The sequence below is a fragment of the Rhodococcus sp. 06-235-1A genome (assembly GCF_002258785.1).
In the GTDB taxonomy this organism is placed as follows: Bacteria; Actinomycetota; Actinomycetes; order Mycobacteriales; family Mycobacteriaceae; genus Rhodococcoides.
The window spans coordinates 278,630-304,034 of the sequence record NZ_NOYI01000027.1; the positions used below are offsets into that span (position 1 = coordinate 278,630).

The window sequence follows — 25,405 nt, forward strand, 5'->3', positions numbered from 1 at the left end:
TTCCGACGGTGGAGGGTGCGCCTGTGTCAGGCGGGCGCACTCATCGCCGGGCATCGGGTGAGGCGGTCGTATTCGTCCACGGTGATCAACGGCGGGCGGTCGACCAGCGACAGCGGTGCCACGCTCGCCGACAGACGGTCGCCCTCGGAGGCGAACGTGGTGAAACCGGCACCGGAGTCGTTCAGTCCCAACCGCGAGAACATGGTGGCGATGATCTGTCGACTCATGACGGCCAACTCGGAGGTCGGCCGATTTCGATGGCGGCGCGTTCCGAGTCCCACCTGCCCGATCGCGTCGGCCCCCGACCGGTGGTACGTGTCGAGCAGTAACCCGATCTCGACGCCGTAGCCCGGGGCGAACGGCAGAGATTCGAGCAGGTGCCGGGTGGCGGCGTATTCGCCGCCCAGCGGCTGGAAGACGCCGGCCAGTTCGGGGCGAAGTGCGGTCAGCAGAGGTCGCACGGTCAGTTGCGTGACGCGGCCCCCGCCGTCCTCGTCCGTACTGTCGCCGATCGTCAGCGGCCGGCGGTAGAAGCCCTTCACCAGCTCGACGCCCTCGCGCATGAGCAGCGGGCCCACGAGGGACGGCACGAAGTGCGAACCCGGATCGACCAGATCGGAGTCGACGAACACCACGATGTCGCCCGAGGTGGCCGCGACTCCTCGCCAGAGGACTTCTCCTTTTCCGTGGACGACGGACAAGCCGGGGAGCGCCTCTTCCCTGGAGACGACCGTCGCTCCGGCGGCACGCGCGCGGACCGCCGTGCGGTCGGTCGATCCCGAATCGAGTACGACCACTTCGTCGACGAGACTTCCGAGATGGGGGATCACGGACGCGATCACGCCCGCGACAGTGTCCTCCTCGTCGAGAGCGGGAAGCACGATCGAGATCGTCCGACCGCGTTTGGCCGCGATGATGTCCTCGAGCGGCCAGGGTGAACGGGCCCAGGTGGCAGTGAGGGCAGGAGTGCCCACGGCGTCGGTTCGGCTCATCGAGTTTCCTTCGTCATCGCTGAAAGTCACGGGTCAGGAAGTGCCGGTCGGAAGTCCCAACGACGGCGCGATCACCGACCACGAGTCGTGCAGGTCTTGTTGCCAGTAGGCCCACGAATGGGTTCCGTTGGGTCGGAAGTTGTAGGTGGCGGGGATGTTCAGTTCCTGCAGCCGCTGCTGCATCTGGCGTGAGCACGCATCGGTGGTCGCCTCGATGACGGCACCGACGGCAAGCTGTTGGGCGAGCTTGCCGTAGTCGCTACCGATACCCGGCCCGCCTGGCACGTCGAATGCGCCGGGCGCTCCCGACCCGCTGGAGATGTAGACCGCGACACCACGCAGGCCTTCGGCGTTGACATAGGGGTCGTTGGCAATCCACTCGGCGCTGCCGGAGGGTCCCCACATGTTGGCGGTCGACCCACCCCCGCGGGCCTCGACCACCGATCTCACGTACATCTCACCCACCGGGTCGCTGGTACGAGCACATCCACTGAACGACGCCACGGATCGGTACACGGAGGGATGGGCGATAGCCAATTGCAGAACGGATGTCCCGGCCATCGAGATACCGGCCACCGAATTCACGCCGTTGCTGTCGAGCACCTCGTTCATCAGCGGCGGCAGTTCCAGACCCAGAAAGGTGGACCACTTGTTTCGGCCCAGCACCGGATCGTCGCGCAACCAGTCGGTGTAGTAGCTCGCAGCGCCGCCCCGCGGGACCACCACGTTGACGTTCTTGTCGCCGAAATAGCCGGCAATGTCGGTCTGGTCGAACCAACTGCTGCCGCCGTCTCCACCGGCCGCGCCGTTGAGCAGATAGAGAACAGGAGCGCCGGGTGCCGCGGCCCGAAAGACGTCGACGCTGATGTCGCGGTCCATGGCCGCGGAATGCACCTGCACGACGTCGCGACGTTCTCCGATGCCCTCGATCCCGACGACCGAAGATGCTGTGTCGGCAGTTGCCACTGCTGCTGTGCCCGACGTGAGAACAACGACGGTCGCAAGCACACTGAGAGCCGAAACGGTCGCATCACGCAGGCGGTATCGGTCGATCATCTACCGTTCCTGACATCGTGGGGGCAGCGCGGAGCCTTGCTAACGGTCAGCGCGATGCGTCCGACGGTAGAGCGATTCTCTGGTCGTCACCACAATCTTGACGATCCTTCAGTTCTGACACAGATATCCCGGGATTATTTGTCGATTTTCCAAAATGCCGGGCCGTGGGGTGTTCTCCGTCTCGCTCGAATGATGCACTGGCCCCTCCGACGCACCTCACTGTGTCGCGTCGTATCTCTTCCCCTTCGAAAGGTTGTGTCGTGGTTGCATTCGGACTCATCGACGAGTGGGAGCCCACTCCAGGACTCCTCACCACGTGGTCGCCTACCGACGCTTCACGGGCCGCTGCCGCAGCTGCACCCGTCCACCCGGCACGCCCCTCGCACATACAGCAGGCATACCTCGAGGCCGCATACCGCAACCGAGGATCGTCCTTCCGCTTCTCCCGACTGTGCCTCGTCACGTTCCGCATCGAAGGAAAGTTGGACGCTGCGGCGATGGGACGAGCGTTCAATACGTTTGTCAAGCGCCATGATTCGTTCTCGAGTTGGTTCGAGACGACGTCGACCGGATCGGTGCGCCACGTCGTCGACGTCGACGACATCGCGCTGGAGGCGACTGCCTTCGGTATGCCCTCGGATGCGGCCGACATCCGTCGGCACGTCGAGGACACCACCCCTGGTCCGGAGAGTTGGGACTGCTTCTCCTTCGGGACGATCGAGCACGACGACCATTTCGTGGTGTATGCAGCGGTCGATCACCTCGACACCGACGGCATCTCACAGGCGCTGACGTACTACGAACTGCGACAGCTCTATCGCAACGCGGTGACAGGGGAGTCCGACGGACTGTTCACCCCGGGCAGCTACGTCGAGTACTGCACGCGTGAGCGTACCGAGAGCGACACCACGACCCTGGAGTCCGCGGCCGTGCGTACCTGGATCGACCTGGTGACGGACAACGGAGGCGACCTTCCGACGTTCCCACTTCCGCTGGGACGCAACAGTGTCGACTACACCAGAACGTCGCACAGCTCGTTTCCACTGTTCGACGGCGCGAAGGCCCAGGCGGTCGACGAGGCATGTGCGGGAGTGGGGGCGAAGTTCATCGGAGGCATCTTCGCCGCGGCGGCCTTGGCGGAATACGAGTTGGCCGGCCGAAACAGCTACCTGGGTCTGACGCCCAAGAGCACTCGAACTCTGCCGGGCGAATTCGCCTCGATCGGATGGTTCTCGAGTCTCGTTCCCGTGAAGTTCGAACTGGGTTCGCAACCGACTTTCCTCGGCCTCGCGGTCGTTGCTCAGCAGGCATTCGACTCCGGGAAGCTGCTGGCGAACACCTCCTACCACCGAGTTCTCGAATTGGTCGGTCCGGAACACGGAATCACCACCCAACCGGGTTGGACTGCCCCGATGATCTCGTACGTCGACGTCCGAAAGCTGCCGGGTGAAGCCGAACTCGACGCGGCCGGGGCCGGGCTGTACGGAAACCGCGGAAGCTCGGAAGAGGTCTTCATGTGGATCAACCGATTCGAAGATCACACCGGCGTGGAATTTCTGTACCCGGGAACCGACGAGGCAGATCGCTCGATCGATCTCTACTTCGCCAAGATCTTCGAGATCTTCACCGCCGTGGTCGAATCGGGCGATTACGTACCGCAGGTCCCCGACGCAAGTACCTTCGCGCGCGAGCTTCCGGACGTCAGCAGGGTATGACGCTCCGACGCAGCGGCTCGTGGATGACGCTGTGCGCCTGTTTGTTGGCAGTCACGATGCAGATGCTCGACGTCACCGCCGTCACCGTTGCGCTGCCCACGATCGCCACCGACCTCGACGGAACCGGCGCACAGCAAGTCTGGGTGCCAGCGGCGTATCTGTTGGCATTCGCGTGCGCGCTCCTCACGATGGCGAGAACAGGTGAGGTGTTCGGGCGTAGAAACACGTTCGTCGTCGGCACTGCGCTGTTCGCGTCGACCTCGGTGCTGTGCGCGTACGCACCCACCATCGAGCTGCTGATCTTCGGTCGCGTTCTGCAAGGGGTTGCGGGCGCGGCCATGTCGGCCCAGACCGTGGCCATCGTGACCGGAGCGTACTCCGGTGCACGGCGTACCACCGCGTTCGCTTTGTACGGTGGCGTCGCAGGGATCGCCGGTCTGGCCGGGCCGTCCGTCGGTGCGGTCCTTCTTCACCTCGATATCCTCGGAACAGGTTGGCGGGCAATATTTCTGATCAACGTACCGATCGCAGCAGCGGCGATAGTTCTCGGCCGTAGGTACGTCTGCGCCGGCTCAGGAAAGAAACGGTCGGGTGGCAGATTCGATCCGATCGGGGTTGCTTTGTGGTCGATGGGCGCCGTGCTGATCGTGTACCCCATCATGACGAGCTCGAGCCTGATGGCTGCAGCACCCGCTATGGGCATCGGGCTGGTTCTACTGTCCGTGTTCGCCGTGTGGGAACGGCACAGGACTGCGGCAGGTGCACATGCGATGGTCGATACCCGCATCTTCGCCGAGCGGGGCTTCACCTACGGTTGCGTCGTCTCTGCGCTGGTGTACGCCACTTTCACAGGATTCGTTCTGACGATGTCGGTGACGTTGCAGACCGGACTCGGTGACAGCGCGTCGACGGTGGGAGCCATCACGATCCCCTTCGCGCTCGGAGCCGTCGTGGCGTCACTGGCCGCGCCGATACTGTTCCGGCGCTGGGACTCTCGTGTGGTAGCGGTAGGTGCGGCGACGATGGGAGCATCTCTGTTCGTCCTCGGTAGCGCCGCCGACCACCTCGATCGGCCCGGCTTTCCGTGGTCGCTGACCATCCCACTGATTCTGGTCGGGGCAGGGTTGGGATCGGTGATCGCTCCGTTGCAGAGCACCATCGTCGCCGGGGTGAGCCCCGACGCCATCGGTTCTGCGTCGGGGATCATGCCGACGGTCCAACAGGTCGGGTCGGCTGTGGGTACTGCGGTCACCGGTGCCGTGTATTTCGCGATGCTCCCCGCACAGGCCGTTGCATCCGATCATCTGGCCGCACAGCAGAACGTGCTGTTCGGACTGGCAGCGACCATGGCCGTGGCCACTGCTGTCGCGATGGCATTGCCACGAGGCGACCGAGTGGTCACCGAACACGTGCGAGAGGCCGTGACGACGCCCCAGAGGTCGCCGTGACCGGCAGTCCGTCGAACGACGAGCATCGACCCGAAAAAAATGACGCAAGACAGTCCCCGGTTCGACCAACGGCCCGGGTCCAGAGGAAATCGAGAAGAGCTTTCATCATGCGCCGCACCCTGTTGACCCTGACGACCGCCGTCGGACTGATGTCGATGTTGTTCGTCACTGCACCTCACGCATCGGCTGCGCCCACCGATCCGACACCGGTGCCCGGCACGCTCTATGCGGCGGCCGCGGACCTGACCGGCAAGAACAACGGTGATGTGGTTGCGAACAGACGCTTTTCGAGTCCCCTGTACCCGGGCGCCGACATCTGGCAGATCCAGTACCGATCGTCCGACTCCAGAGGAGACGCGATCGCTGCCGTGACGACCGTGCTGGCGCCGGCGAACCGCGCACCCGGTGGGCCGCTGCTGTCGTATCAGCCGTTCGTCAACGCTCTCGGATTGCAATGCGCGCCATCGGAATCACTGTTCGGGGCCGATCCGACGACCGGTGTGCAGGAGCGCGAATTTCTCAACCTGGCCTTGATGCGTGGCTGGTCGGTGGCAGTCCCGGACCACCTCGGCCCCAAGAGTGCCTATGGCGCAGCCAAGCTCGGCGGTCAGATCACGCTCGACGGCATCCGCGCCGCGCAGCGTGTTCCCGAACTCGGACTGTCGACCAGTCCGGTCGGAATGGCCGGGTACTCGGGTGGTGGAATGGCGACGGCGTGGGCCGCGGCGCTCGCTCCGAGCTATGCACCCGAGCTGAACATCGTCGGTGCCGCAGCCGGAGGGGTGCCGGCCGATCTGGACAACATCGCTCGCGCGTTGGGCTTCCAACCGCACCAGGCATTCGGGCTCGCGTTTGCCGCGGCGATCGGACTCGAACGCGAGTACCCCGACCGTCTACCGATCACGGCTCAGCTCAATCCCACCGGTCTGGCGTTGAAGGATCAGGTCTCGAATGCGTGCACACCGGTGATTCTTGCCACCGGAGCCTTCAAGAGCGCACTGGCGGTCTCGACCAATACGTCGTTGGTGGACAGCCCGGAGGCACAGCAGATCATCGACGAGAACAGTTTGGTGAAGTATCCGGGCGTTCCCACCGCACCCACGCTTCTGTGGGGTAGCGACAACGACCCGCTCATTCCCATCGCTGCGTTGCGGGACACTGCTGCGCGGTACTGCGCGAGCGGGGCGACACTGCAGTTCGACGTCGTTCATGCCCCGCAGCACATTCAGGCGGCATTCGAGGGTCTGCCCGCCGCGCTCACATTCCTGGACAACAGGTTTCGGGATGTCGCGCCGCCGACGAACTGCCTCCGATGAGGGGATTCGCAACGGTCGTCGGTGCCACCACGACCGCGTTGGTCGTGGCCATGGCACCCGCTCACGCCGCGGAGCTTCCGGTGCTGGCCCCGCAATCGTTCGGCGACTTCTCGGTCCAGACCCGATATTTCGATGTCGCAGTGGGTCCCGAGCGAGATCAGCACTGCACCGTGGTGGGTGACATCTACGTTCCTAGCGATCTCGGACCCGATCGCCGGGCTCCGGCAATCCTGACCAGCCACGGTTTCGGCGGATCCAAGGACGACCAAGCCGGTGCCGCGGCGAGGTTCGCGACCCACGGCTACGTGGTGCTGTCGTACTCGGCGCTCGGATTCGGCGGTTCGACGTGCAAGATCTACTTCGCCGATCCGGACTTCGACGGCGTCGCCGCCTCCGCCCTCATCGGCTATCTGGCCGGCGACAACGAAGGAGCGTTCCTCGATCCTGCGCGCACGAAGCAGGCACCGGCCCTCGATGTCGTGCAGCTCGACGGCCCCGACGATCCGCGCGTCGGGTATCTCGGCGGATCCTACGCCGGCGCAACGGGATTGGCGACGGCATCGGTGGATCCGCGACTGGACACCGTCGCGTCGATGATCACGTGGAACGATCTGGCTCGCTCCATGGCACCGGACGGAGCCGGGCGCAGGTCTGTCGGCCCGGTCAAGAGCGTCTTCGGTTCTGCCTTTCTCGCGGCCGGTGCCATCCTCACCGGGCCGGGCGGGTATGCGGCCGATCCGGCGCGGGCCGATGGCTGCCCCAACTACGCCCAGTGGGTGTGCGACGCTGCATCCGCCTTCGCTGCCAATCGCGAACCGGAGCCGGCCACTCTCGAGGCGATGCGTCACGTCTCACCCGTGGACTATCTCGATCGCGTCGATGTCCCGGTGTTGCTCACGCAGGGCCAGAAGGATTCGTTGTTCAGCCTCGACGAGGCGGCCGCCACCTACGAGACCTTGCGTTCGCGTGGCGTCGAGACGTCCATGATCTGGCACTCGTGGGGACACAACGATCGGAAGGGGTATCCGGGGGAGTTCGACATCAAGGCTCCCGACCCGTTCACTCAGCACGAAGCGGCACTGGTGGGCAACTGGCTGGACCGACACCTCAAGGATCGCGACGTCGACCCAGGGCCGGCATTCACCTATTTCCGGGATTGGGTGCCCTACAGCGGCGTCGCGTCACCGGCCTACGAAGAATCGGACACATTTCCTGTCGGTGCCAGGCGCACATTCGACTTGGCCGATGGCACATTGTCCGAAGGTGTCGCCTCGAACAACGCATGGACACAGACGATTCGGGATGCGGGATCGTCGACGCACACCACCTTGGGGCTTCCGAGCATTGCCGCTGAGGTTCCCGTTCCTCGGGTCTCGATACCCGGTTCCGTCGCGGCCTGGACAACCGCGCCGCTGAACGAACCCGTCGACGTCGTCGGCGCACCGGAACTGTCCATCAACCCCACGGTGTCCGGGCCCGCGACGGTCTACGTCACCGTGCTCGACGTTGCACCGAACGGTGCGCGGAGTCCGATTCACGGACTCGTCGCACCCGCCGTTCTCACCGGATCCTCGGACCCGGTGACGATCTCGCTGCCCAGCATCGTCCACCGATTCGACCGTGGACACAGCATCGCCCTCGAGATCACGGCATCGGACCCCTCCTTCGCCGGTGGGCCCGGCCCGGCGGACGTCACCGTCTCCTCGACCGACCGGATCAACCAACTCTCCTTGCCCACCGTGACATGACAAAACCGTGCCATGAAAACAGTGCTGTGACACTTCGATCAGATATCTCCGAAAGGCTCGCCGTGATCCGAAAATTCTTTTCCCTGGGTTCCATTCTGGTGGCCCTCTGTGCGTCCCTGTTCACCACGGGCGCAATAGCTTCGGCAGCTCCCGCGCCGACAATTCCCGATCCGGACGTCTTCTACGCGGCACCGGCAGACATAGCCGATCACGCGCCGGGTGACATCCTCGCCAGCCGCCGAGCCGACGCATGGATGTATCCCAACACCGACATCTGGCAGCTCAAGTACCGGTCGACCAACTCGGCCGGGGCTCCCGTTGCCGCAGTGACCACCGTGCTCATGCCCCGAGGCAGAGGTGCGGGAACGCCGCTCGTGTCGTATCAAGCAGTGATCAACGCTCTGGGTGTCAAATGTGCACCGTCGCATGGTCTTTTCACGTACGAGATCGGTGAAGCTCCCAGCCTGTATCTGGGAATGGTCGCTCGTGGTTGGGCTGTCGCGGTTCCGGATTACCTCGGGCCCAACGGTGCCTACGGCGCTGCCGAATACGAAGGCCGCTTGACACTCGACGGCGTTCGGGCCGTGCAGAACTTCGAGCAGTTGCCGCTGAAGGACAGCCCCGTCGCTCTGCTCGGTTACTCCGGCGGCGCCCTGGCGACATCGTGGGCCGGCGCAATGGCACCTACCTACGCCCCCGAGTTGAACATCGTGGCCAGCGTTCAGGGCGGAATTCCGGCCGACCTGGAACTGATCGCAAAGAACCTGGGCTACAGCCCGATTCCGCATCCCGCCTTCGGAATGGCGCTGGCGGCATCTCTGGGACTCGAACGTGAATACCCGACCGAGTTCCCCGTCTCGGAGAACCTCAACGCGGCGGGTCTGGCATTGCGAGATCAGGTGAGCAACCAATGCAGGCGGCCCATCATCATCGGCGGAGCGTTCAAGAGCGCGCGGGATCTGTCGAACGTCGACATCGCATCGCTGCCGTCTGCTCAGGCGGTGTTGAAGAAGAACAGTCTCGTCGACTACGAAGGCGTTCCGACGGCCCCGGTGTACATGTGGCAGGGAATCAACGACTTCATCACCCCGTTCGCGCCGGTGAAAGAGACGGTCGATCGCTACTGCGCAGCCGGTGCCACCGTCCAGTTCCGGGCCTACCCGTTTGCCGAGCACTTCAGCGGATCGCTCGTCGGACTGCCCGAGGCGTACGCCTACGTGGACGCGCGATTCCGAGGTGAGCCGGCACCGTCGAATTGCGCGTAGTCACCGGACGCGCCACGTAGGTTCCACGACCTCACACCTTCTTTGACGACTGCGCGCCCTTGCTCTGAAGTGAGCGGGGGCGCGCAGTCGTCAGTAGGGGTGTGAGGTTGTTGTGATCGGTGGAACCGACGCGATGTTCGATGCGTCGAACAGATGTGAGCAGAACTCGGTGGACGGTGGCGGGTGTGGCCGCGGTGATGGTTCTGGTCGCCGGATGTGGCAACTCGACGTCGAGCGCGCCCGTGGCGGATTCGCCGACGTCGGTGGTTACTGCGCCGGTACCGAGTGAGCCGTGGGATCCGTGCACCATCCCCAACAGTGCTGTCGAGGCCGCGGGACTGGATGTGGAGAGTAAGACGTCGACGTTGGTCGGAGACAGGCCGATCTCCACCGATTGGATGATCTGTTCCTGGAGGAACCCTGACCCAGGCTCCTGGTATTTCCTCGGAGTGTTCTCCTCGGACCACGATCTCGCGTATCTGGAGGGAAACGATCAGTTCGGTGACTTCACCGTGGTCGACAGCGCCGGGGCCGTGCAGTTCCAGCGAACTGCGAACTACGAGGAGGTCAGCTGCGGTATCGCGTACGAAGTAGTTGGGGGAATTGTCTACTTCATTCTCGACGGGCGGGCTTCGAGAGAGCCTCGGGGCGATCCATGTGTCGAAGTCGAACGGCTTGGAAGTGCGCTCCGTTCATCGTTGCCACCGTCGAACCGATAGTCAGGGGCAGCTTGTGAGTTCAGGTCCGAATGAGCTTGGGACTGCGATGCTGACGTGGCGGGAATTGGCCACGCAGGCTGAGTCGGGTCAGCTGGAAATCCCGGAGGGCGTCGCGTTCCAGTGCGACAAAGTGTGTGCAGACTACATACTGCATCTCGAGTTGATGCTGGAGAAGACGAAGTGGTTGGTCGACGTCCGCGCATTCGGCACTCTTCCTTCTGCTCAGCAGTTGGGTGCGAAGTTCAAGAGACTTGCGGATGGTGAAGAGCGTTCGGCGGCTGTGTCCATTCGTCAGCACATCGAGGTCATCGAATTGATGCGATCGGTGTTCCGTCGCTATTTCGTCGAGACCGAAGAGGTCGATCGGAGTGTGGGAGCTCGGGTCAGCGATATCGGAGCAACTCTGGGGGAGTAGGTCCGGGAAACCATCGCGCCACCCGTCGAACATGTCCGAAATGTCCATGAACCAACTCCGGCAACACAATCGAGACAACACTGACGAATCGGATGACCTAGTCTGCGATCGTGAACAACTTCGCAGCTCGTCTGGTGCCGATGCGACCGCGTGATCCCAAGGAACCGCACAGGGCCGCGAGCCCGCTCGAATTGTTCTTCGACCTGGTGTTCGTGGTGGCCGTGAGTATCGCAGCGGTGCAACTCCATCACGCGCTCACCGAGAACCACCTTGTCGACGGTCTGCTCAGCTATGCACTCGTGTTCTTCGCGATCTGGTGGGCGTGGATGAACTTCACCTGGTTCGCAACGTCATTCGACAACGACGACTGGCTGTACCGCGCGCTGACCGTCGTGCAGATGGCCGGAGTCCTGGTACTCGCCGCCGGAATCGAACCGGCGTTCGTGGACCAGGATTTCGCCATCGTGGTGCTCGGTTACGTGGTGATGCGCGTGGCGATGGTGACTCAATGGATCCGCGCCTCGAAGAGTCCCGAACTGAGAAAGACTGCGCTGGCCTACGCGACAGGCATTGCGGGGGTGCAGGTTCTGTGGATTCTCTGGGCCCTGCTGCTCGAGGGCACCCCAGCCGTCATCGTGTTCGTCGTACTCGCAGGCGTCGAGATGTCGGTGCCGCTGATCGCCGAACGGAACGGCACCACACCCTGGCATCCCCACCACATCACCGAACGCTACGGACTGTTCACACTGATTCTGCTCGGCGAATCCCTACTCGCCTCGGCCAATGCGATCATCGAGGCGATCCACGACGAGACCGCCCTGGCACCGTTGATCTCGATCTCCGTCCTCACTCTCGTCGTCACCGCGAGCCTGTGGTGGATCTACTTCTGGCCCCCGCATCACCGAGCGATCGGCCAATTCGGCAACTCGGTGGTCTACGGCTACGCGCACTACTTCATCTTCGCGGCAGCGGGTGCGTTCTCGGCCGGCATCGAGGTCGAGATCGACGTGTTGACCGAACACAGCAAGCTCGGCGACGTCGCCGCGTCGTTCACCGTCACGGTGCCGATTGCGATATTCGTCCTCGGGGTCTGGCTGATCGCTATTCGCGCCCACGCGGACCGCATCGTCAACATCGCAGTTCCGCTGGGTGCCCTACTCGTGTTGTTCGACCCGATCATTCCCATCCCGATCACCCTCACCGCCGTCGTCATGATCGTCGTCGTCGCAGTCCTGGTCGCACGCAGGCCAAGAGACGTGGAGCATGAGAAACTGACCACATGAGTATCGGAACCCTGATCCTGCTTCGTCACGGCGAGAGCGAATGGAATGCGTCCAACCAGTTCACCGGTTGGGTGGACGTGCGACTGACCGAGAAGGGTGAGGCCGAGGGCAAGCGCGCAGGCCAGCTCCTGGCCGAGGCGGGTGTCCTGCCCGACCTGCTGTACACCTCGCTGCTGCGTCGCGCGATCAGCACTGCCAACCTCGCACTGGACGCTGCCGATCGGCACTGGATTCCCGTTGTTCGCGACTGGCGTCTCAACGAGCGGCACTACGGCGCGCTGCAGGGCCTGAACAAGGCCGAGACCAAGGACAAGTACGGCAACGAGCAGTTCATGCTGTGGCGTCGTAGCTACGACACCCCGCCGCCGCCCATCGAGATCGGCAGCGAGCACAGCCAGGACGCCGATCCGCGCTACGCCGACCTGGACAGCGTTCCGCTGACCGAGTGCCTTGCCGACGTCGTCGAGCGTCTGATCCCGTACTTCGAGGAGACGATCGTCGCCGATCTGAAGGCAGGCAAGACCGTCCTCGTCGCCGCACACGGCAACTCGCTGCGCGCGCTCGTGAAGTACCTCGACGAGATCTCCGACGCCGACATCGCCGAACTGAACATCCCCACCGGCATCCCGCTGCAGTACGACCTGGAGGAGGTCGACGGGAAGCTGAAGCCCACCAACCCGGGCGGCACCTACCTCGATCCCGAAGCAGCGGCCGCAGGCGCAGCTGCCGTGGCAAACCAGGGTGGTAAGTAACTCCGCCTCGCCCGAACCGACGTTTTGTCGGAACTGCAGGTGAACGATCGAAGAACACTGCCGACGGGGACTATGACGACCAGGGAAATGCCTGCACCCTGCGTATGTGAGCTGTCCATCGAACGTACGATTCCGGTGTGAGTGTTGCATCGGCCGTACTACTGGCTATCGCCGCGGCCTTCGTGGGATACCTCGTCGGCGGTGTTCTGATCCCGTACCTCAACACTCGGCATTCCGAGCGACGCCGGGCCACCTCCGGCCTCACGATGTCGCAGGTACTGGACCTGATCGTGCTCGCCTCGGAAAGCGGGATCGCCGTCGTCGACCAATTTCACGACGTGGTGCTGTTCAACCCGCGCGCCGAGGAGTTGGGCCTGGTGCGTAACCGTCTGATCGACGATCGGGCCTGGGACGCGGTTCTCAAGGTCCTCGCCGACGGACATCCCGTCGAGGTCGACCTCAGCTCGAAGAACCCGAGAACCGGCCGCGACAAGATCGCCGTCCGCTGCGTCGCGCGTCTGCTCAGCAAGGAAGACAAGCGCTTCGTGGTGCTGTTCGCCGACGACGATTCCGAGCAGGTCCGGATGGAAGCGACGCGTCGGGACTTCGTGGCCAACGTCAGCCACGAACTCAAGACACCCGTCGGCGCGATGAGCCTGCTGGCCGAGGCGCTGCTCGAATCCGCGGACGATCCCGATTCCGTCCGGCACTTCGGTGGCAAGGTTGTCGCCGAGTCCAAGCGGCTGGGCAACATGGTCACCGAACTGATCGCGCTTTCGCGACTGCAGGGTGCCGAGAAGCTGCCCGACCTCGAGGTCGTCGACGTCGACACCGTCGTCAACGAAGCGATGGACCGGTCGAAGCTGGCCGCCGAGAACGCCGGGATCTCCGTCACCACCGACCACCCGAGCGGCCTCGAAGTACTCGGAGACCAAGCTCTTCTGGTGACCGCGCTCGCCAACCTGATTCAGAACGCGATCGCCTACTCCTCCGATGGCTCGCCCGTCTCGGTCAGCCGGGCACTGCGCGGCTCCAACGTGGCGTTCGCCGTCACCGACCGCGGCATCGGCATCGCCAAGGGCGACCAGGAACGCGTCTTCGAGAGATTCTTCCGCGTCGACAAAGCTCGATCGCGGGCCACCGGCGGCACGGGCCTGGGCCTGGCCATCGCCAAACACGTCGCAGCGAACCACAACGGCAGCATCTCGCTGTGGAGCAAGCTGGGCACCGGATCCACCTTCACCCTCCAGATCCCTGCGTACTTCGAAGAAGAAGACGACGCTTCGGTTACAGAAAGAGAGAATCAGTGACCAACGTTCTGATCGTGGAAGACGAAGAGTCGTTGGCCGATCCATTGGCCTTCCTGCTCCGTAAGGAAGGCTTCGAGGCCACGGTCGTCGGCGACGGACCGTCGGCACTCGCGGAATTCGATCGCGCAGGAGCGGACATCGTGCTGCTCGACCTCATGCTCCCCGGCATGAGCGGAACCGACGTGTGCAAGCAATTGCGTTCGCGCTCAGGCGTTCCCGTCATCATGGTCACCGCGCGCGACAGCGAGATCGACAAAGTGGTCGGCCTCGAACTGGGTGCCGACGACTACGTCACGAAGCCGTACTCGGCGCGTGAACTCATCGCCCGCATCCGTGCGGTTCTGCGCCGGGGTTCCGACGCCGAGGTCGACGGTGGGCTCGACACCGGAGTGCTCGAAGCCGGCCCGGTGCGCATGGACGTCGAACGCCACGTGGTGATGGTCGGATCCGAGCAGATCACGTTGCCGCTCAAGGAATTCGACCTGCTCGAGTACCTGCTGCGGAACTCCGGCCGTGTGCTGACCCGCGGACAGTTGATCGACCGCGTGTGGGGAGCCGATTACGTGGGCGACACCAAGACGCTCGATGTGCACGTCAAGCGCCTGCGCTCGAAGATCGAGGCCGACCCGGCCAAGCCGGAACATCTCGTCACCGTGCGCGGACTGGGCTACAAACTCGAGGGATAGAGCCTGCGGCATGTGAGTGGAAACTCGTAGTGGGCTACGAGGTTTCGTGCACGTGCGGCGCAGCCGCTCTATCGACGCTGCGCCTCACGAGTGGCGGGATGGACCGCGATCAGGCCCAGACCGCGGCGACGCTTGCACAGCGATGCCAGTTCGTCGTACGCGGCCTTGCCGAGCAGTTCGGTCAACTCGGGCTTGTAGGACTCGAACACCTGCTTCGAGCCGACGTGCGCGTCGGGGGAGCCGGAGCAGTACCAGTGCAGATCGAGACCACCCTCGCCCCAGCCGCGTCGGTCGTACTCGCCGATGGTGGTCTTGAGGATCTCGGAGCCGTCCGGTCGTGTCACCCAGTCCTGGGTGCGCCTGATCGGCAGCTGCCAGCACACGTCGGGTTTGACCTCGAGTGGTTCGATGCCCTTGCGTAGCGCCATCGAGTGCAGTGCGCACCCGATTCCACCCTCGAATCCCGGACGGTTCTGGAAGATGCACGCACCCTTGTAGCGGCGCGTGCGCAGCGACTGCTCGTCGTCGAGATCGTCGTATTCGACGTATCCCTTCTTGCCCAGACCCTTGTCCATCAGCTGCCAGTCCTGTGGGGTGAGCAACTTCACCGACTCGTCGAGCTTGCGTTTGTCGTCCTCGTCGGACAGGAACGCGCCGTGTGAGCAGCACCCGTCGTCCGGGCGCCCCTCGACGGTTCCCTGACACGCCGGAGTGCCGAAGACGCAGGTCCAGTTGGACAACAGCCACGTCAGATCGGCGGCGATGAGGTGTTCCGAATTGTCGGGATCTGGGAATTCGACCCATTCTCGTGGGAAATCCATCTCGACCTCTGCAGCGAACGGTGGCTGCTCACGACCTGCTGTCACAAACCACGACGCTAGACCCAGTACCGTGGACCTGTGCGATTAGGGGTGCTCGACGTCGGTAGCAACACGGTGCATCTACTTGTCGTGGACGCTCATCGTGGCGCTCACCCGACTCCGATGAGCTCGAGCAAGGCGACGTTGCGTCTGTCCGAGAACACCGATGCGTTCGGCAACATCACCCCTGCGGGCGCGGATCGCCTCGTGAACGAGGTTCGTGAGTTCGCCGCCATCGCCACCCGATCCGGCTGCAGTGAACTGATGGCATTCGCCACGTCCGCTGTGCGCGACGCCCACAACTCCGACGACGTACTCGCTCGGGTACTCGCCGAAACCGGGGTCGCACTACAGACACTGTCCGGCGTGGACGAGGCGAGACTGACGTTCCTCGCGGTCCGGCGCTGGTACGGCTGGAGTGCGGGCCGCATCCTCGGACTCGACATCGGCGGTGGGTCGCTCGAGCTGGCGAGCGGAAGCGACGAGAATCCGGACGTCGCATTCTCGTTGCAGCTCGGTGCCGGCCGCCTCACCCGTGACTGGCTGGACGAGGACCCACCCGGCAAGCGGCGCATAGCGGTGCTCAGAGACTGGCTCGATGCGGAATTGGCCACGCCCGCCAAGGAACTGCTCGCCGCGGGCGATGCCGACCGGGCCGTGGGAACGTCGAAGACATTCCGTTCGTTGGCTCGCTTGACCGGCGCAGCGCCCTCCGTCGCCGGTCCGAGGGTGACGCGGACGCTCACCGCGAGTGGCTTGAGGCAACTCATAGCCTTCATATCGCGGATGACGGCCGCCGACCGTGCAGAATTGGAAGGCGTCAGCGCCGACAGGTCACCACAACTGGTGGCCGGGGCATTGGTAGCGGAGGCGAGCATGCGGGCTTTGTCGGTGGAGTCACTCGAGATCTGCCCGTGGGCGCTGAGGGAAGGTTTGATTTTGAGGAAGCTGGACACCGAAACCGACGGCGATCTGGTGGGGAGTTCGAGATGAGCGATGCCAATCCGGAAGACACCGGGCAGATCTCGGTTGCCGAACTGCTGGCACGCAACGGTCAGCAGACGAACCTCGGTGCAGGTGGACGCCGTCGCCGAGGAGTCAAGGGCGGCATCTCCGTCGCCGAGTTGACCGGTGAAATCCCCGTCGTGCGCGACGAGCCCGGCAGCCGCAGCGCTCCGGTGGTCGCCACGCCTGCTTCGGCGGTGTCCGAGCCCGAGACGCCGGTGGCTGTTCGGGCCGAGGCCGACGACGACGATTCGGCGAACGACGAGGCTCCTGCATTCCTGTCCGCACGCTCACAACCGGCCCGGCCGCAGAGCGCGCGCCCGGCTCCGTTCCAGCCGGTTGGTAGGCGCGAGAAGCAGCAACCCGAGCCGGAACTGCTGTCCGGCTCCACCACGGTCGCCGGTGACCTGCTGAACCGGTCGCACGACGACACCGAGCGCGGTCATCGCCCGTCTGCACCCGCGACGCCACCGGATCGGCAGCCGTACGGATCCACCGCGGCCGAACAGGGACGGAAGCGCAAGCCCGCAGGATTCACCGCGCCGCGCCAGGTCGAGGTGGCCGAGCCGAACACCGACGTCACTCCGCGTGCAGCGCTGATCGACGTCGACGACCTCGCCAAGACTGCGGTGTCCCCGCGCATCGCGCGCACCGACGACACCACATCCGTTCCCGCAGGCAAGCCCACGTCGACTTCCGCGGCCACGGCTCCTGCCGCGAAGGCCGCCGGTCTCGTCGAGACCGAGGCCCGGACCGGTACGAAGGACGACACCGCTGCGGTGTCGACCGGGGCACCATCGGACACCGAGTCGTCGGACACCGGGTCGTCGGACATCGGGTCGTCGGACACCGAGGCCGACAGTGCCGTTGCAGCTACTCGATCCGGCCGCCGCGCGTCTGCCGTCAAGGGCAAGGGCGGTGCCGTCCGACAGTGGTTGGTGCTCATCGGCCAGGCCGTGGTGGCGATCGTCGTCGGCGCATTGCTGTTCAAGGGCTTCGAGCAACTGTGGGACGTGTTGCCGTGGGTCGCGTTGGTGCTGTCGGTGCTGGTCATTGTCGGTCTCGTCGCGGTGGTGAGAATTCTGCGGCGCACCGATGATCTGATATCGATCGTCATCGCGATCGCTGTGGGTGTGTTCGTGACGCTCGGTCCGCTCGCCTTCCAGCTCAGTACCGGCTGAGCTGGACAGGCGATGGCTGCGAAGCGAATTCGGGTCGGGCTGTCCACGGCGTCGGTGTATCCACAGAACACCGAGGCGGCGTTTCGGTATGCGGCCGAGCTCGGTTACGACGGCGTGGAACTGATGGTGTGGGCCGAGTCGGTCAGCCAGGACGTCGACGCGGTGGCCGCGCTCTCACGGGAGTACTCGATGCCGGTCCAGGCGATCCACGCGCCGTGCCTGTTGATCTCGCAGCGGGTGTGGGGATCGGATCCCGTGGCCAAACTGGCCCGCTCGGTGGAGGCGGCCGAGAAGCTGGACTCGGCTACGGTCGTCGTGCATCCGCCGTTCCGCTGGCAACGCAAGTACAGCGACGGCTTCGCCGACCAGGTCGCCGAACTCGAATCGGACACCCACGTGGTCGTCGCGGTCGAAAACATGTTCCCGATGCGCGCCGACCGCTTCTTCGGGCGCAAGGAGAAGTCCGCACAGCGTCTCGAACGACGAGGCGGTCCCGGGGCTGCCCTGTCGGCGTTCTCGCCGTCGTACGACCCGACGGACGTCGGCCACGACCATTACACCCTCGACCTCTCGCACACGGCCACCGCGGGCTCGGACGCCCTCGAGATGCTCGACCGGATGGGCGAGGGTCTCGCACACCTGCATCTGGCCGACGGCCGAGGTGCGTCCGTCGACGAACATCTGATCCCCGGGCACGGCAGCCAGCCGTGTGTCGAGGTGTGCACCGAACTGGTGCGCCGCGGCTTCGGGGGCCAAGCGGTCATCGAGATCAACACTCAGAACGCGCGCACGGTGCCCGAGCGCTCGTCGATGCTCGACCAGGCGCTGCAGTTCGCCCGTGCACACCTGTCCTGAGGCCGCCGGTAAGTTGTCCGGAATGAGTTCCACCAGCCCCTTCAAGGCCGCCACGACCCTCACCACGCTCGACGTCGACGCCGACACCGCGTCGTTCGCAGGTGCGATCGATTCCACTTGGACCATCGGCCCCAAGGTGCACGGCGGCGCGATGCTCGCCGTCTGTGCCGCCGCGGCGCGCCGGCACATCGTCGGTACCGCTCCCGAGCAGGCCGCCATGCAGCCGCTGGCCGTCAGTGTCAGCTACCTTGCCGCGCCCGATCCCGGTGAGGTGGAGTTGGCGACGGTGGTGCGCAAGCGTGGCCGTCAGGTCTGCATCGTCGACGTCGAACTCACCCAGGCCGGACGCGTTGCCGTGCGGGCGGTGGTCACCCTCGGGTATGTCGATTCCGACGAACCGCAGCACGAGACTCCGACGTCGCTGGTGTCGATGCCCGTCGAACCTCCCGCCGAGACCCTCGCTGTTGCCGGCGATCATCCGATGGCGTCCATCGTGCATGTCGCCAAGGGCTGTGAGATGCGGATCGACGCGTCGTCGGCGTCGTTTCTGACCGGTGCGAAGGGCGAGGCGGAGATCAGATTGTGGGTGCGTCCCTTCGCGGGCGACGAGGCCGACGTCGATACCGCCGTGCTGTTCGCACTGATGACCGGGGACATCTCGGCTCCGGTGACGATGAACCGGGGAATGTTCGGTTGGGCTCCGACGGTGCAGTTGACCACCTACCTGCGGCGCCGTCCCGCCCCGGGGTGGCTGCGTGTGGCCGCGACCAGCACGGTCATCGGCAGCACCTGGTTCGAGGAGGACCATACGGTGCTGGACTCGACCGGCGCCGTTGTGGTGCAGAGCAGACAGTTGGCGATGGTGCCGCGCTCGAACTGACATGGCAGGCTTGGCCGCATGACGAGAATTGCAGTGATCGGCGGCGGACGGATCGGCGAGGCGTTGATTGCGGGACTCCTCGAGTCCGGCCACGCGGTACGCGATCTGGTGGTCGCCGAGAAGTCGGAGACCCGCGCGAAGGAGATCGCGAAGGAATTCGGTGTGCTCACCGCCGCCGTCGCCGACGCATCCGAGGGTGCCGATGTGATCGTGCTGGCGGTCAAGCCGGCCGACGTCGAGCAGGCGTTGACCGAGATCACCAAGATCGAGCTCGACGGCGAGCGCGAACAACTGATCGTCTCGCTGGCCGCAGGCGTCCCCACCGCGAAGTTCGAGCCCAAGCTCCCCGCCGGATTCCCGGTCGTCCGGGTCATGCCCAACACCCCGATGCTCGTGGGGGAGGGCGTCAGCGTGCTGGCACCGGGGAAGTACGCCCGCGCCGAGCACCTGGAACTGGTTCGTTCGATCCTCTCGGCCGTCGGCAAGGTGGTCGTGGTCAAGGAACATCAACTCGACGCCGTGACTGCGGTATCCGGGTCGGGTCCGGCCTATTTCTTCCTGGTGGCAGAGGCCATGATCGACGCAGGAGTGGGCCTGGGATTGACGCGCGAGGTGGCGTCGGCGCTCGTGGCTCAGACCATGGTGGGGTCCGGTGCGATGCTCGATCGGTCGGATCAGAGCGCAAGCGAGCTCCGATACGCGGTGACCTCGCCGGGCGGAACGACGGCCGCAGCGGTGCGTGAATTGGAGCGAAACGGCCTCCGAGCAGCGTTTTTCGACGCTCTCGGTGCTGCCAACGCCCGATCCATTGAGATGGGCATCACAGCAGATTGAAAAATCTTTTCCCCACTCCCGTCGCAGTAACCCCATCTGTCCCTATAGGCTCGGGGGCAGCACGTGCGTGTCTGTTCGGCAGGAGGGGAAGCCTGCCGCATGAGACGTGCCGGAGGTATGTGGATTGATGGCGTCTATAAACAAGCCGTCCAAGGGTTCGTCCCCGGACGGTCAACCGGCTCTGGCCGGAACGCAGTTCCTCACGGTCGCCGAAGTGGCGACGCTGATGAGGGTTTCGAAAATGACCGTGTACCGGCTGGTGCACGGCGGAGAATTGCCCGCTGTACGGGTGGGTCGATCTTTTCGTGTGCACGCCAAGGCGGTCCACGACTATCTCGAGACCTCGTACTTCGACGCAGGCTAGTAGTGCACGCGGGGCCGGTTTCGTAAGTTCCGGCTCACACCGGTAGGATTGGCGCTCGTCGTGCCAGCCAGCCGGTGTGTAGCCGTGGGCGAGTACGTGGCCCCAGCGCCAGCTCGGTGACCGCAGCCCGCGAGGGCTTGGTTGTCAGGTAGGCGTACGCAAACGGCGTGCGCGAAAACGCTAGAGAAGAACGTGAGGACACCCGCATGGGTTCAGTGATCAAGAAGCGTCGCAAGCGCATGTCGAAGAAGAAGCACCGCAAGCTGCTTCGTCGTACCCGCGTGCAGCGCAGGAAACTCGGCAAGTAGTCTGCCGACATCTGTTCACGAAGAGGCCCGTCACCGTCGTGGCGGGCCTCCTTCGTTCGAAGGCGGGCTTTGCTTCTCGACCTCACTCGAGCCCGCCCATCCAGTAGGCTTTGGACGGGAACCGATGTTGGGGGTGCGCAGTGAGTCCGAGCGATCGTGGGGTAGCCGCGCCCCGAGTGGTTCTGGTGACCGGGGCAAGCCGATTCCTCGGCGGTTACCTCGTCACTCGACTCGCCCAGAATCCGCAGATCGAGCGGGTGATCGCCGTCGACGCGAAGTCACCGAGCAAGGATCTGCTCCGGCGCATGGGGCGTGCCGAGTTCGTCCGCGCAGACATTCGAAACCCGTTGATCGGCAAAGTGATTCGCAATGCCGGCGTGGACACCGTCGTGCATGCCGCCACGGTGGCCAAACCGCCCAGGTCCGGCGGCCGCGCCACGATGAAAGACCTCAACGTCATCGGTGCGATGCAGCTGTTCGCGGTGTGCCAGAAGTCGCCGACGGTGGAGAAAGTGGTGCTGCGTTCGTCGTCGTCGGTGTACGGCTGCAGTGCCAAGGACCCGGCCAAGTTCACCGAGGAGATGAGTGCCCGACGCCCACCGCACGGTGCGTACGCGCGGGACACCATCGACATCGAGGGATACGTCCGTGGACTGGGCCGACGGCGACCCGACATCGCGGTGTCGATACTGCGCATGGCACCGCTGATCGGCCCGCGACTGAACGGCACCATCTCCCGGTACATGACCTCGCCGCTGATTCCGAGCATCATCGGCCGCGACGCGCGTATGCAATTGCTGCACGAGGAAGACGCCCTCGCCGCACTCGAGCGCGCCACCATCGGAGGACCCGCAGGGACGTTCAACATCGGAGCCGACGGCACGATCATGCTCTCGCAGGCGATTCGCCGCGCAGGCCGCATCCAGGTGCCGGTTCCGTTTCCGCTGTTCAAGAGCGTCGGCCGCGCTCTCATGGGCGGCATGATGCGTGAGTTCACCATGGAGCAGCTCGACTACTTCCATTTCGGATGCGGCCTCGACACCACCCGCATGCGCTCGGTCCTCGGCTTCGAGCCCCGGTGGACTACGGTTCAGGCATTCGACGATTTCGTTCGCGGCGCAGCGCTGCGGCCGGTCATCAGAACCGAGTGGGTCGACAGCGTCGAGGAACGACTGCTCGCGGCGGTCGACACGGGTGCGTCCACGGCGCACGCACTGGCATCATTGCGTAGTTCGGACACGTTGCGTAGTTCGGACACGTTGCGTAGTTCGGAAACGGTGCACAGTTCGGGAGGGGACAGGTGAGCGACGTGGCCAAAGTGATTCCACTGCACGGTGGCCGCTCCGTCCGCGCGTCCCAGGGCTCGCGTGAGCGGCACCCCTCCTCCTACACCGATCCGCGTGAGCCGACGCCGCTCCTCGACCCGGCCCCGGCCGACGCGTCGGCGATGGCGTCGGCGATACCGGCCCCACTGCTGTCGATGATCGACGACACCAAGACCACCGTCGTCGACCAGATCTCCTCGGTTGCGGAGTTCGTGCGCAGGCGGCTGGCCGGTGACTACAGCGTCGACGAGTTCGGATACGACCCGCACTTCGCGGACGCGATCTGGCTGCCCTTGCTGCGGCCTCTGTTCGACAAGTGGTTCCGTGTCGAAGTGAAGGGCATCGAGAACATCCCCTCCGACGGTGGAGCGCTCGTCGTCGCCAACCACGCGGGTGTCGTGCCCGTCGATGCACTGATGGCCTCGGTCGCCGTGCGTGATCACCACCCGGCGCACCGCCCGCTGCGAATGTTGGCCGCCGACATGGCATTCGAGATGCCGGGGGTCGGGACGATCGCGCGCAAGGCCGGGCACACGCTGGCATGCAATCCCGATGCCGAGCGCCTGCTGCGTACCGGTGAGGTCGCCGCGGTGTTCCCCGAGGGCTTCAAGGGCATCGGGAAGCCGTTCAGTGAGCGCTACAAGTTGCAGCGCTTCGGTCGAGGCGGGTTCGTCTCGGCTGCCCTGCGAACGGGTGCACCGATCATTCCGTGCTCGATCGTCGGCTCGGAAGAGATCTATCCCAAGATCGGCGACATCACGCCGTTGGCACGACTGATGGGCATGCCGTACTTTCCGGTCACGCCGTTCTTCCCGCACCTCGGCCCGCTGGGTCTGATCCCGTTGCCGTCCAAGTGGTACATCGAGTTCGGCAAGCCGATCCACACCGACTCGTACGACGCCACCGCATTCGAGGATCCGATGGTGCTGTTCGAGTTGACCGACCACGTCCGCGAAACCATTCAGCACACGCTGTATCGACTGCTTGCCAAGAGACGCAACGTCTTTCTGGGATAGCCTGCCCGTCGGGCTATCGTGTGGCGGTGCATATTCGCGACACTGCCCCTGCCGACCTGCCCGAGATTCTCGACATCCACAACGATGCGGTCGCCAACACCACGGCCATCTGGGACGAGGAGCAGGTCGACCTCGCCGATCGCACAGCCTGGTTCGAGGGTCGCATCGCCGCGGGCTACCCCGTTCTGACGGCCGAGGTCGACGGCCGGGTGGCCGGATACGCGTCGTACGCGCAGTGGCGGGTCAAGAGCGGCTACCGACACTCGGTCGAGCACTCGGTGTACATCCATCCGGATTTCTACCGTCGGGGCTTGGCCAGTGCCCTGCTGAGCGAATTGATCGAGCGGGCACGCGCGGGCAACGTGCACGTGCTGGTGGGATTCATCGAATCCGAGAACACGACGTCGATCGCGCTGCACGAGAAGCTCGGGTTCGTCACCGTCGGGCAGATGCCCCAGGTGGGCGTCAAGTTCGGTCGGTGGCTGGACCTGACGTTGATGCAGCTGACGCTCTGACTCACCAGCGCCGGTGGATCAGGCCTTGCGTCGGCCGATCACCGCGGCCAGTCCACCGCCCACCGCGCCCAACGCCAACGCGGTCGGAACGCCGATCTTGGCGGCCTTGCGCCCGGTGCGGTAGTCGCGAATTTCCCAACCGCGATTCTTGGCCAGCTCACGCAGGTCGGTATCGGGATTGATCGCCACGGCGGTACCGACCAGCGAGAGCATCGGGACATCGTTGTGGCTGTCCGAATATGCCGTGCAGCGCTTGAGGTTGAGGCCCTCACGCACAGCCAGAGAGCGCACCGCGTGCGCCTTGCCGATGCCGTGCAGGATGTCGCCGACGAGACGGCCGGTGAACACCCCGTCCTTGCTTTCGGCGACGGTACCGAGCGCACCGGTCAGCCCGAGCCGTTTGGCGATGATCTGCGCCAGCTCGAGGGGAGTGGCCGTGACGAGCCACACCTGCTGGCCTGCATCCAAGTGCATCTGAGCGAGAGCGCGGGTACCCGCCCAGATCTTGTCGGCGATCATCTCGTCGTAGATCTCCTCGCCGAGCCTGGTCAGCTCCGAGGTGGGACGACCGGTGATGAACGAGAGCGCCTTCTCGCGGCCACTGGCCACGTCCTCGCTGTTCTCCTTGCCGCTCACCCTGAATTTCACTTGCTGCCAAGCGAATTGGGCAAGGTCACCGCTGGTGAAGTACTTGCGGGCGGCGAGGCCCCGAGCGAAGTGGATGATCGACGCGCCCTGCACCATGGTGTTGTCGACGTCGAAGAACGCTGCCGCAGTGAGGTCCCGCGGAATCGCACCCTCGGATTCGATCTGCAGCGCCAGAGCGGCGTCGGCACTGGCCTCGCCTGCGACATTGGCGCGGACCTCGGCGTCGGACGGACCGAACGGATTGCGAATCCTGCGAATGCGACGCTTGAACTGCTTGTCCCCGCGTGGATCGTCGGTATCGACCATGTCGATATCGGGCGTGTCCTCGATCGGCAGGTCGCGTCCCCCGTCACTCACTTCGGTCCACCTCCCACTCGAGTACTGAATTGCAGGCCACTCGGTTACCCCCGCAGCCTAGCGGTGGAGCCCGACAGCACCGGCACGGGACAGCGCTCTGCGCAGGGAGCTCGGTGTTCGCGCAGCGGCGTGCACGTGTGACGTTCGTCTCCATCGGGCCCGTGTCACAGTGGACGGATGCAGACGACCCCCGACGGCGTGGCACTTCTCACCCGCGCCGGCTGCCATTCGTGCACCCACGCGCTCGACGTGCTGAGCGCGGTGTGCCGCGAATTCGACGTGACCGTCACCGTCGTCGACGTCGACGAGGCGGCGGCAGAATCGCCTGACCTGCGTGCGGAGTACGGCGACCGAGTGCCGGTGGTGCTGCTCGACGGCATCGAACACAGTTACTGGGAGGTGGACGTGCCTCGATTGCGGGCCGATCTCGTCCGGGCAGGGCACCCTAAGAACGTGTGATTGCTCTCTGTGTGCAGGTGAGGGCCGGTGTGCGCAACTTTGTTCATTCGTTCACAAGCAGTTACCGTGGTGTGAACAGCATTCGTGAAATAG

At 64.7% G+C, this 25,405-nt stretch carries 26 protein-coding genes; 22 read left to right on the plus strand and 4 right to left on the minus strand.

The features are described 5' to 3' along the window. Positions 1–26: 26 nt before the first annotated feature. Positions 27–992: a glucosyl-3-phosphoglycerate synthase gene (locus CH275_RS24970; RefSeq protein ID WP_094681122.1), complete on the minus strand. Its 966-nt coding sequence runs from the start codon at positions 990–992 to the stop codon at positions 27–29. A 33-nt stretch (positions 993–1,025) separates the two neighbouring features. Continuing rightward, complete coding sequence (locus CH275_RS24975; protein ID WP_094680834.1) at positions 1,026–2,048, minus strand: alpha/beta hydrolase; 1,023 nt, start codon at positions 2,046–2,048, stop codon at positions 1,026–1,028. A 260-nt stretch (positions 2,049–2,308) separates the two neighbouring features. On the opposite strand from CH275_RS24975, the gene CH275_RS24980 reads away from it, so the two are divergent. The 11 genes from CH275_RS24980 (at position 2,309) to CH275_RS25030 (ending at position 14,705) form a co-directional block, all read left to right on the plus strand. Then, positions 2,309–3,763, plus strand: coding sequence for a condensation domain-containing protein (locus CH275_RS24980; RefSeq protein WP_094680835.1), 1,455 nt, complete (start codon positions 2,309–2,311; stop codon positions 3,761–3,763). Beyond that, on the plus strand, positions 3,760–5,211 hold the full coding sequence (locus CH275_RS24985; protein WP_094680836.1) for an MFS transporter: 1,452 nt from the start codon (positions 3,760–3,762) through the stop codon (positions 5,209–5,211). Before CH275_RS24980 ends, CH275_RS24985 begins: the two co-directional genes overlap by 4 nt. Positions 5,212–5,318: 107 nt before the next feature. Continuing rightward, positions 5,319–6,527, plus strand: a complete 1,209-nt coding sequence (locus tag CH275_RS24990) for a lipase family protein (RefSeq protein ID WP_094680837.1) — start codon at positions 5,319–5,321, stop codon at positions 6,525–6,527. Beyond that, the gene (locus tag CH275_RS24995) at positions 6,524–8,275 is read left to right on the plus strand and encodes a CocE/NonD family hydrolase (protein WP_094680838.1); all 1,752 of its coding nucleotides are present in this window, start codon (positions 6,524–6,526) and stop codon (positions 8,273–8,275) included. Before CH275_RS24990 ends, CH275_RS24995 begins: the two co-directional genes overlap by 4 nt. Before the next feature lie 65 nt (positions 8,276–8,340). Next, positions 8,341–9,540 (plus strand): lipase family protein, encoded by a 1,200-nt coding sequence (locus tag CH275_RS25000; protein WP_441347270.1) that lies wholly within the window; start codon positions 8,341–8,343, stop codon positions 9,538–9,540. A 197-nt stretch (positions 9,541–9,737) separates the two neighbouring features. Beyond that, the gene (locus CH275_RS30460; RefSeq protein ID WP_373453744.1) at positions 9,738–10,259 is read left to right on the plus strand and encodes a DUF3558 domain-containing protein; all 522 of its coding nucleotides are present in this window, start codon (positions 9,738–9,740) and stop codon (positions 10,257–10,259) included. A 46-nt stretch (positions 10,260–10,305) separates the two neighbouring features. Then, the gene (locus tag CH275_RS25010) at positions 10,306–10,674 is read left to right on the plus strand and encodes a hypothetical protein (protein WP_256991204.1); all 369 of its coding nucleotides are present in this window, start codon (positions 10,306–10,308) and stop codon (positions 10,672–10,674) included. A 140-nt stretch (positions 10,675–10,814) separates the two neighbouring features. Further along, the gene (locus tag CH275_RS25015) at positions 10,815–11,957 is read left to right on the plus strand and encodes a low temperature requirement protein A (RefSeq protein ID WP_094681124.1); all 1,143 of its coding nucleotides are present in this window, start codon (positions 10,815–10,817) and stop codon (positions 11,955–11,957) included. Beyond that, entirely contained in the window at positions 11,954–12,709 is a 756-nt protein-coding gene (locus tag CH275_RS25020; RefSeq protein WP_094680841.1) for a phosphoglyceromutase, read from the plus strand. Before CH275_RS25015 ends, CH275_RS25020 begins: the two co-directional genes overlap by 4 nt. Positions 12,710–12,846: 137 nt before the next feature. Then, entirely contained in the window at positions 12,847–14,019 is a 1,173-nt protein-coding gene (locus tag CH275_RS25025; RefSeq protein ID WP_094680842.1) for a sensor histidine kinase, read from the plus strand. Next, positions 14,016–14,705 carry a response regulator transcription factor gene (locus tag CH275_RS25030; protein ID WP_094680843.1) on the plus strand — a complete coding sequence of 230 codons (690 nt, stop codon included), beginning with the start codon at positions 14,016–14,018 and terminating at the stop codon, positions 14,703–14,705. The genes CH275_RS25025 and CH275_RS25030 overlap by 4 nt, the downstream gene beginning before the upstream one ends. A 68-nt stretch (positions 14,706–14,773) precedes the next feature. Here CH275_RS25030 and CH275_RS25035 read toward each other — a convergent pair whose 3' ends face one another. Further along, entirely contained in the window at positions 14,774–15,526 is a 753-nt protein-coding gene (locus tag CH275_RS25035) for a hypothetical protein (protein WP_179276371.1), read from the minus strand. 78 nt (positions 15,527–15,604) lie between these two features. Here CH275_RS25035 and CH275_RS25040 point away from each other — a divergent pair, with 78 nt between their 5' ends. The 10 genes from CH275_RS25040 (at position 15,605) to CH275_RS25085 (ending at position 23,848) form a co-directional block, all read left to right on the plus strand. Next, positions 15,605–16,558, plus strand: coding sequence for a Ppx/GppA phosphatase family protein (locus CH275_RS25040; RefSeq protein WP_179276336.1), 954 nt, complete (start codon positions 15,605–15,607; stop codon positions 16,556–16,558). Continuing rightward, complete coding sequence (locus tag CH275_RS25045) at positions 16,555–17,751, plus strand: Yip1 family protein (RefSeq protein WP_094680846.1); 1,197 nt, start codon at positions 16,555–16,557, stop codon at positions 17,749–17,751. The genes CH275_RS25040 and CH275_RS25045 overlap by 4 nt, the downstream gene beginning before the upstream one ends. Before the next feature lie 12 nt (positions 17,752–17,763). Next, on the plus strand, positions 17,764–18,606 hold the full coding sequence (locus tag CH275_RS25050; RefSeq protein WP_094680847.1) for a sugar phosphate isomerase/epimerase family protein: 843 nt from the start codon (positions 17,764–17,766) through the stop codon (positions 18,604–18,606). 22 nt (positions 18,607–18,628) lie between these two features. Beyond that, entirely contained in the window at positions 18,629–19,486 is an 858-nt protein-coding gene (locus tag CH275_RS25055) for a thioesterase family protein (protein ID WP_094681125.1), read from the plus strand. An 18-nt stretch (positions 19,487–19,504) separates the two neighbouring features. After that, positions 19,505–20,320: a pyrroline-5-carboxylate reductase gene (gene proC / locus CH275_RS25060; RefSeq protein ID WP_094680848.1), complete on the plus strand. Its 816-nt coding sequence runs from the start codon at positions 19,505–19,507 to the stop codon at positions 20,318–20,320. Between the two features lie 127 nt (positions 20,321–20,447). After that, positions 20,448–20,684: a helix-turn-helix domain-containing protein gene (locus CH275_RS25065; RefSeq protein ID WP_008713658.1), complete on the plus strand. Its 237-nt coding sequence runs from the start codon at positions 20,448–20,450 to the stop codon at positions 20,682–20,684. 206 nt (positions 20,685–20,890) lie between these two features. Continuing rightward, positions 20,891–20,992 carry a 30S ribosomal protein bS22 gene (locus CH275_RS25070; protein WP_003402602.1) on the plus strand — a complete coding sequence of 34 codons (102 nt, stop codon included), beginning with the start codon at positions 20,891–20,893 and terminating at the stop codon, positions 20,990–20,992. A gap of 140 nt (positions 20,993–21,132) precedes the next feature. Then, positions 21,133–22,296, plus strand: coding sequence for an NAD-dependent epimerase/dehydratase family protein (locus CH275_RS25075; protein ID WP_256991205.1), 1,164 nt, complete (start codon positions 21,133–21,135; stop codon positions 22,294–22,296). Beyond that, the gene (locus tag CH275_RS25080) at positions 22,293–23,333 is read left to right on the plus strand and encodes a lysophospholipid acyltransferase family protein (protein ID WP_094680849.1); all 1,041 of its coding nucleotides are present in this window, start codon (positions 22,293–22,295) and stop codon (positions 23,331–23,333) included. Before CH275_RS25075 ends, CH275_RS25080 begins: the two co-directional genes overlap by 4 nt. A 26-nt stretch (positions 23,334–23,359) precedes the next feature. Continuing rightward, positions 23,360–23,848 carry a GNAT family N-acetyltransferase gene (locus tag CH275_RS25085; RefSeq protein ID WP_094681127.1) on the plus strand — a complete coding sequence of 163 codons (489 nt, stop codon included), beginning with the start codon at positions 23,360–23,362 and terminating at the stop codon, positions 23,846–23,848. A gap of 18 nt (positions 23,849–23,866) precedes the next feature. Here the strand turns inward: CH275_RS25085 and CH275_RS25090 are convergent, their stop codons facing one another. Then, on the minus strand, positions 23,867–24,802 hold the full coding sequence (locus CH275_RS25090) for an HAD family hydrolase (protein WP_256991228.1): 936 nt from the start codon (positions 24,800–24,802) through the stop codon (positions 23,867–23,869). A 228-nt stretch (positions 24,803–25,030) separates the two neighbouring features. Here CH275_RS25090 and CH275_RS25095 point away from each other — a divergent pair, with 228 nt between their 5' ends. Further along, the gene (locus CH275_RS25095; protein ID WP_094680851.1) at positions 25,031–25,312 is read left to right on the plus strand and encodes a glutaredoxin family protein; all 282 of its coding nucleotides are present in this window, start codon (positions 25,031–25,033) and stop codon (positions 25,310–25,312) included. Positions 25,313–25,405 lie beyond the last annotated feature (93 nt).

Coding starts and splice junctions, on each gene's coding strand:
- CH275_RS25035 (WP_179276371.1), bottom strand. CDS start 15,526: ATGGATTTCCCACGAGAATGGGTCGAATTCCCAGATCCCGACAATTCG.
- CH275_RS25070 (WP_003402602.1), top strand. CDS start 20,891: ATGGGTTCAGTGATCAAGAAGCGTCGCAAGCGCATGTCGAAGAAGAAG.
- CH275_RS25015 (WP_094681124.1), top strand. CDS start 10,815: ATGCGACCGCGTGATCCCAAGGAACCGCACAGGGCCGCGAGCCCGCTC.
- CH275_RS25065 (WP_008713658.1), top strand. CDS start 20,448: ATGGCGTCTATAAACAAGCCGTCCAAGGGTTCGTCCCCGGACGGTCAA.
- CH275_RS25045 (WP_094680846.1), top strand. CDS start 16,555: ATGAGCGATGCCAATCCGGAAGACACCGGGCAGATCTCGGTTGCCGAA.
- CH275_RS24990 (WP_094680837.1), top strand. CDS start 5,319: ATGCGCCGCACCCTGTTGACCCTGACGACCGCCGTCGGACTGATGTCG.
- CH275_RS24970 (WP_094681122.1), bottom strand. CDS start 992: ATGAGCCGAACCGACGCCGTGGGCACTCCTGCCCTCACTGCCACCTGG.
- CH275_RS24985 (WP_094680836.1), top strand. CDS start 3,760: ATGACGCTCCGACGCAGCGGCTCGTGGATGACGCTGTGCGCCTGTTTG.
- CH275_RS25050 (WP_094680847.1), top strand. CDS start 17,764: ATGGCTGCGAAGCGAATTCGGGTCGGGCTGTCCACGGCGTCGGTGTAT.
- CH275_RS25090 (WP_256991228.1), bottom strand. CDS start 24,802: ATGGTCGATACCGACGATCCACGCGGGGACAAGCAGTTCAAGCGTCGC.
- CH275_RS24975 (WP_094680834.1), bottom strand. CDS start 2,048: ATGATCGACCGATACCGCCTGCGTGATGCGACCGTTTCGGCTCTCAGT.
- CH275_RS25010 (WP_256991204.1), top strand. CDS start 10,306: ATGCTGACGTGGCGGGAATTGGCCACGCAGGCTGAGTCGGGTCAGCTG.
- CH275_RS30460 (WP_373453744.1), top strand. CDS start 9,738: ATGGTTCTGGTCGCCGGATGTGGCAACTCGACGTCGAGCGCGCCCGTG.
- proC (WP_094680848.1), top strand. CDS start 19,505: ATGACGAGAATTGCAGTGATCGGCGGCGGACGGATCGGCGAGGCGTTG.
- CH275_RS25055 (WP_094681125.1), top strand. CDS start 18,629: ATGAGTTCCACCAGCCCCTTCAAGGCCGCCACGACCCTCACCACGCTC.
- CH275_RS24995 (WP_094680838.1), top strand. CDS start 6,524: ATGAGGGGATTCGCAACGGTCGTCGGTGCCACCACGACCGCGTTGGTC.
- CH275_RS25020 (WP_094680841.1), top strand. CDS start 11,954: ATGAGTATCGGAACCCTGATCCTGCTTCGTCACGGCGAGAGCGAATGG.
- CH275_RS25095 (WP_094680851.1), top strand. CDS start 25,031: ATGCAGACGACCCCCGACGGCGTGGCACTTCTCACCCGCGCCGGCTGC.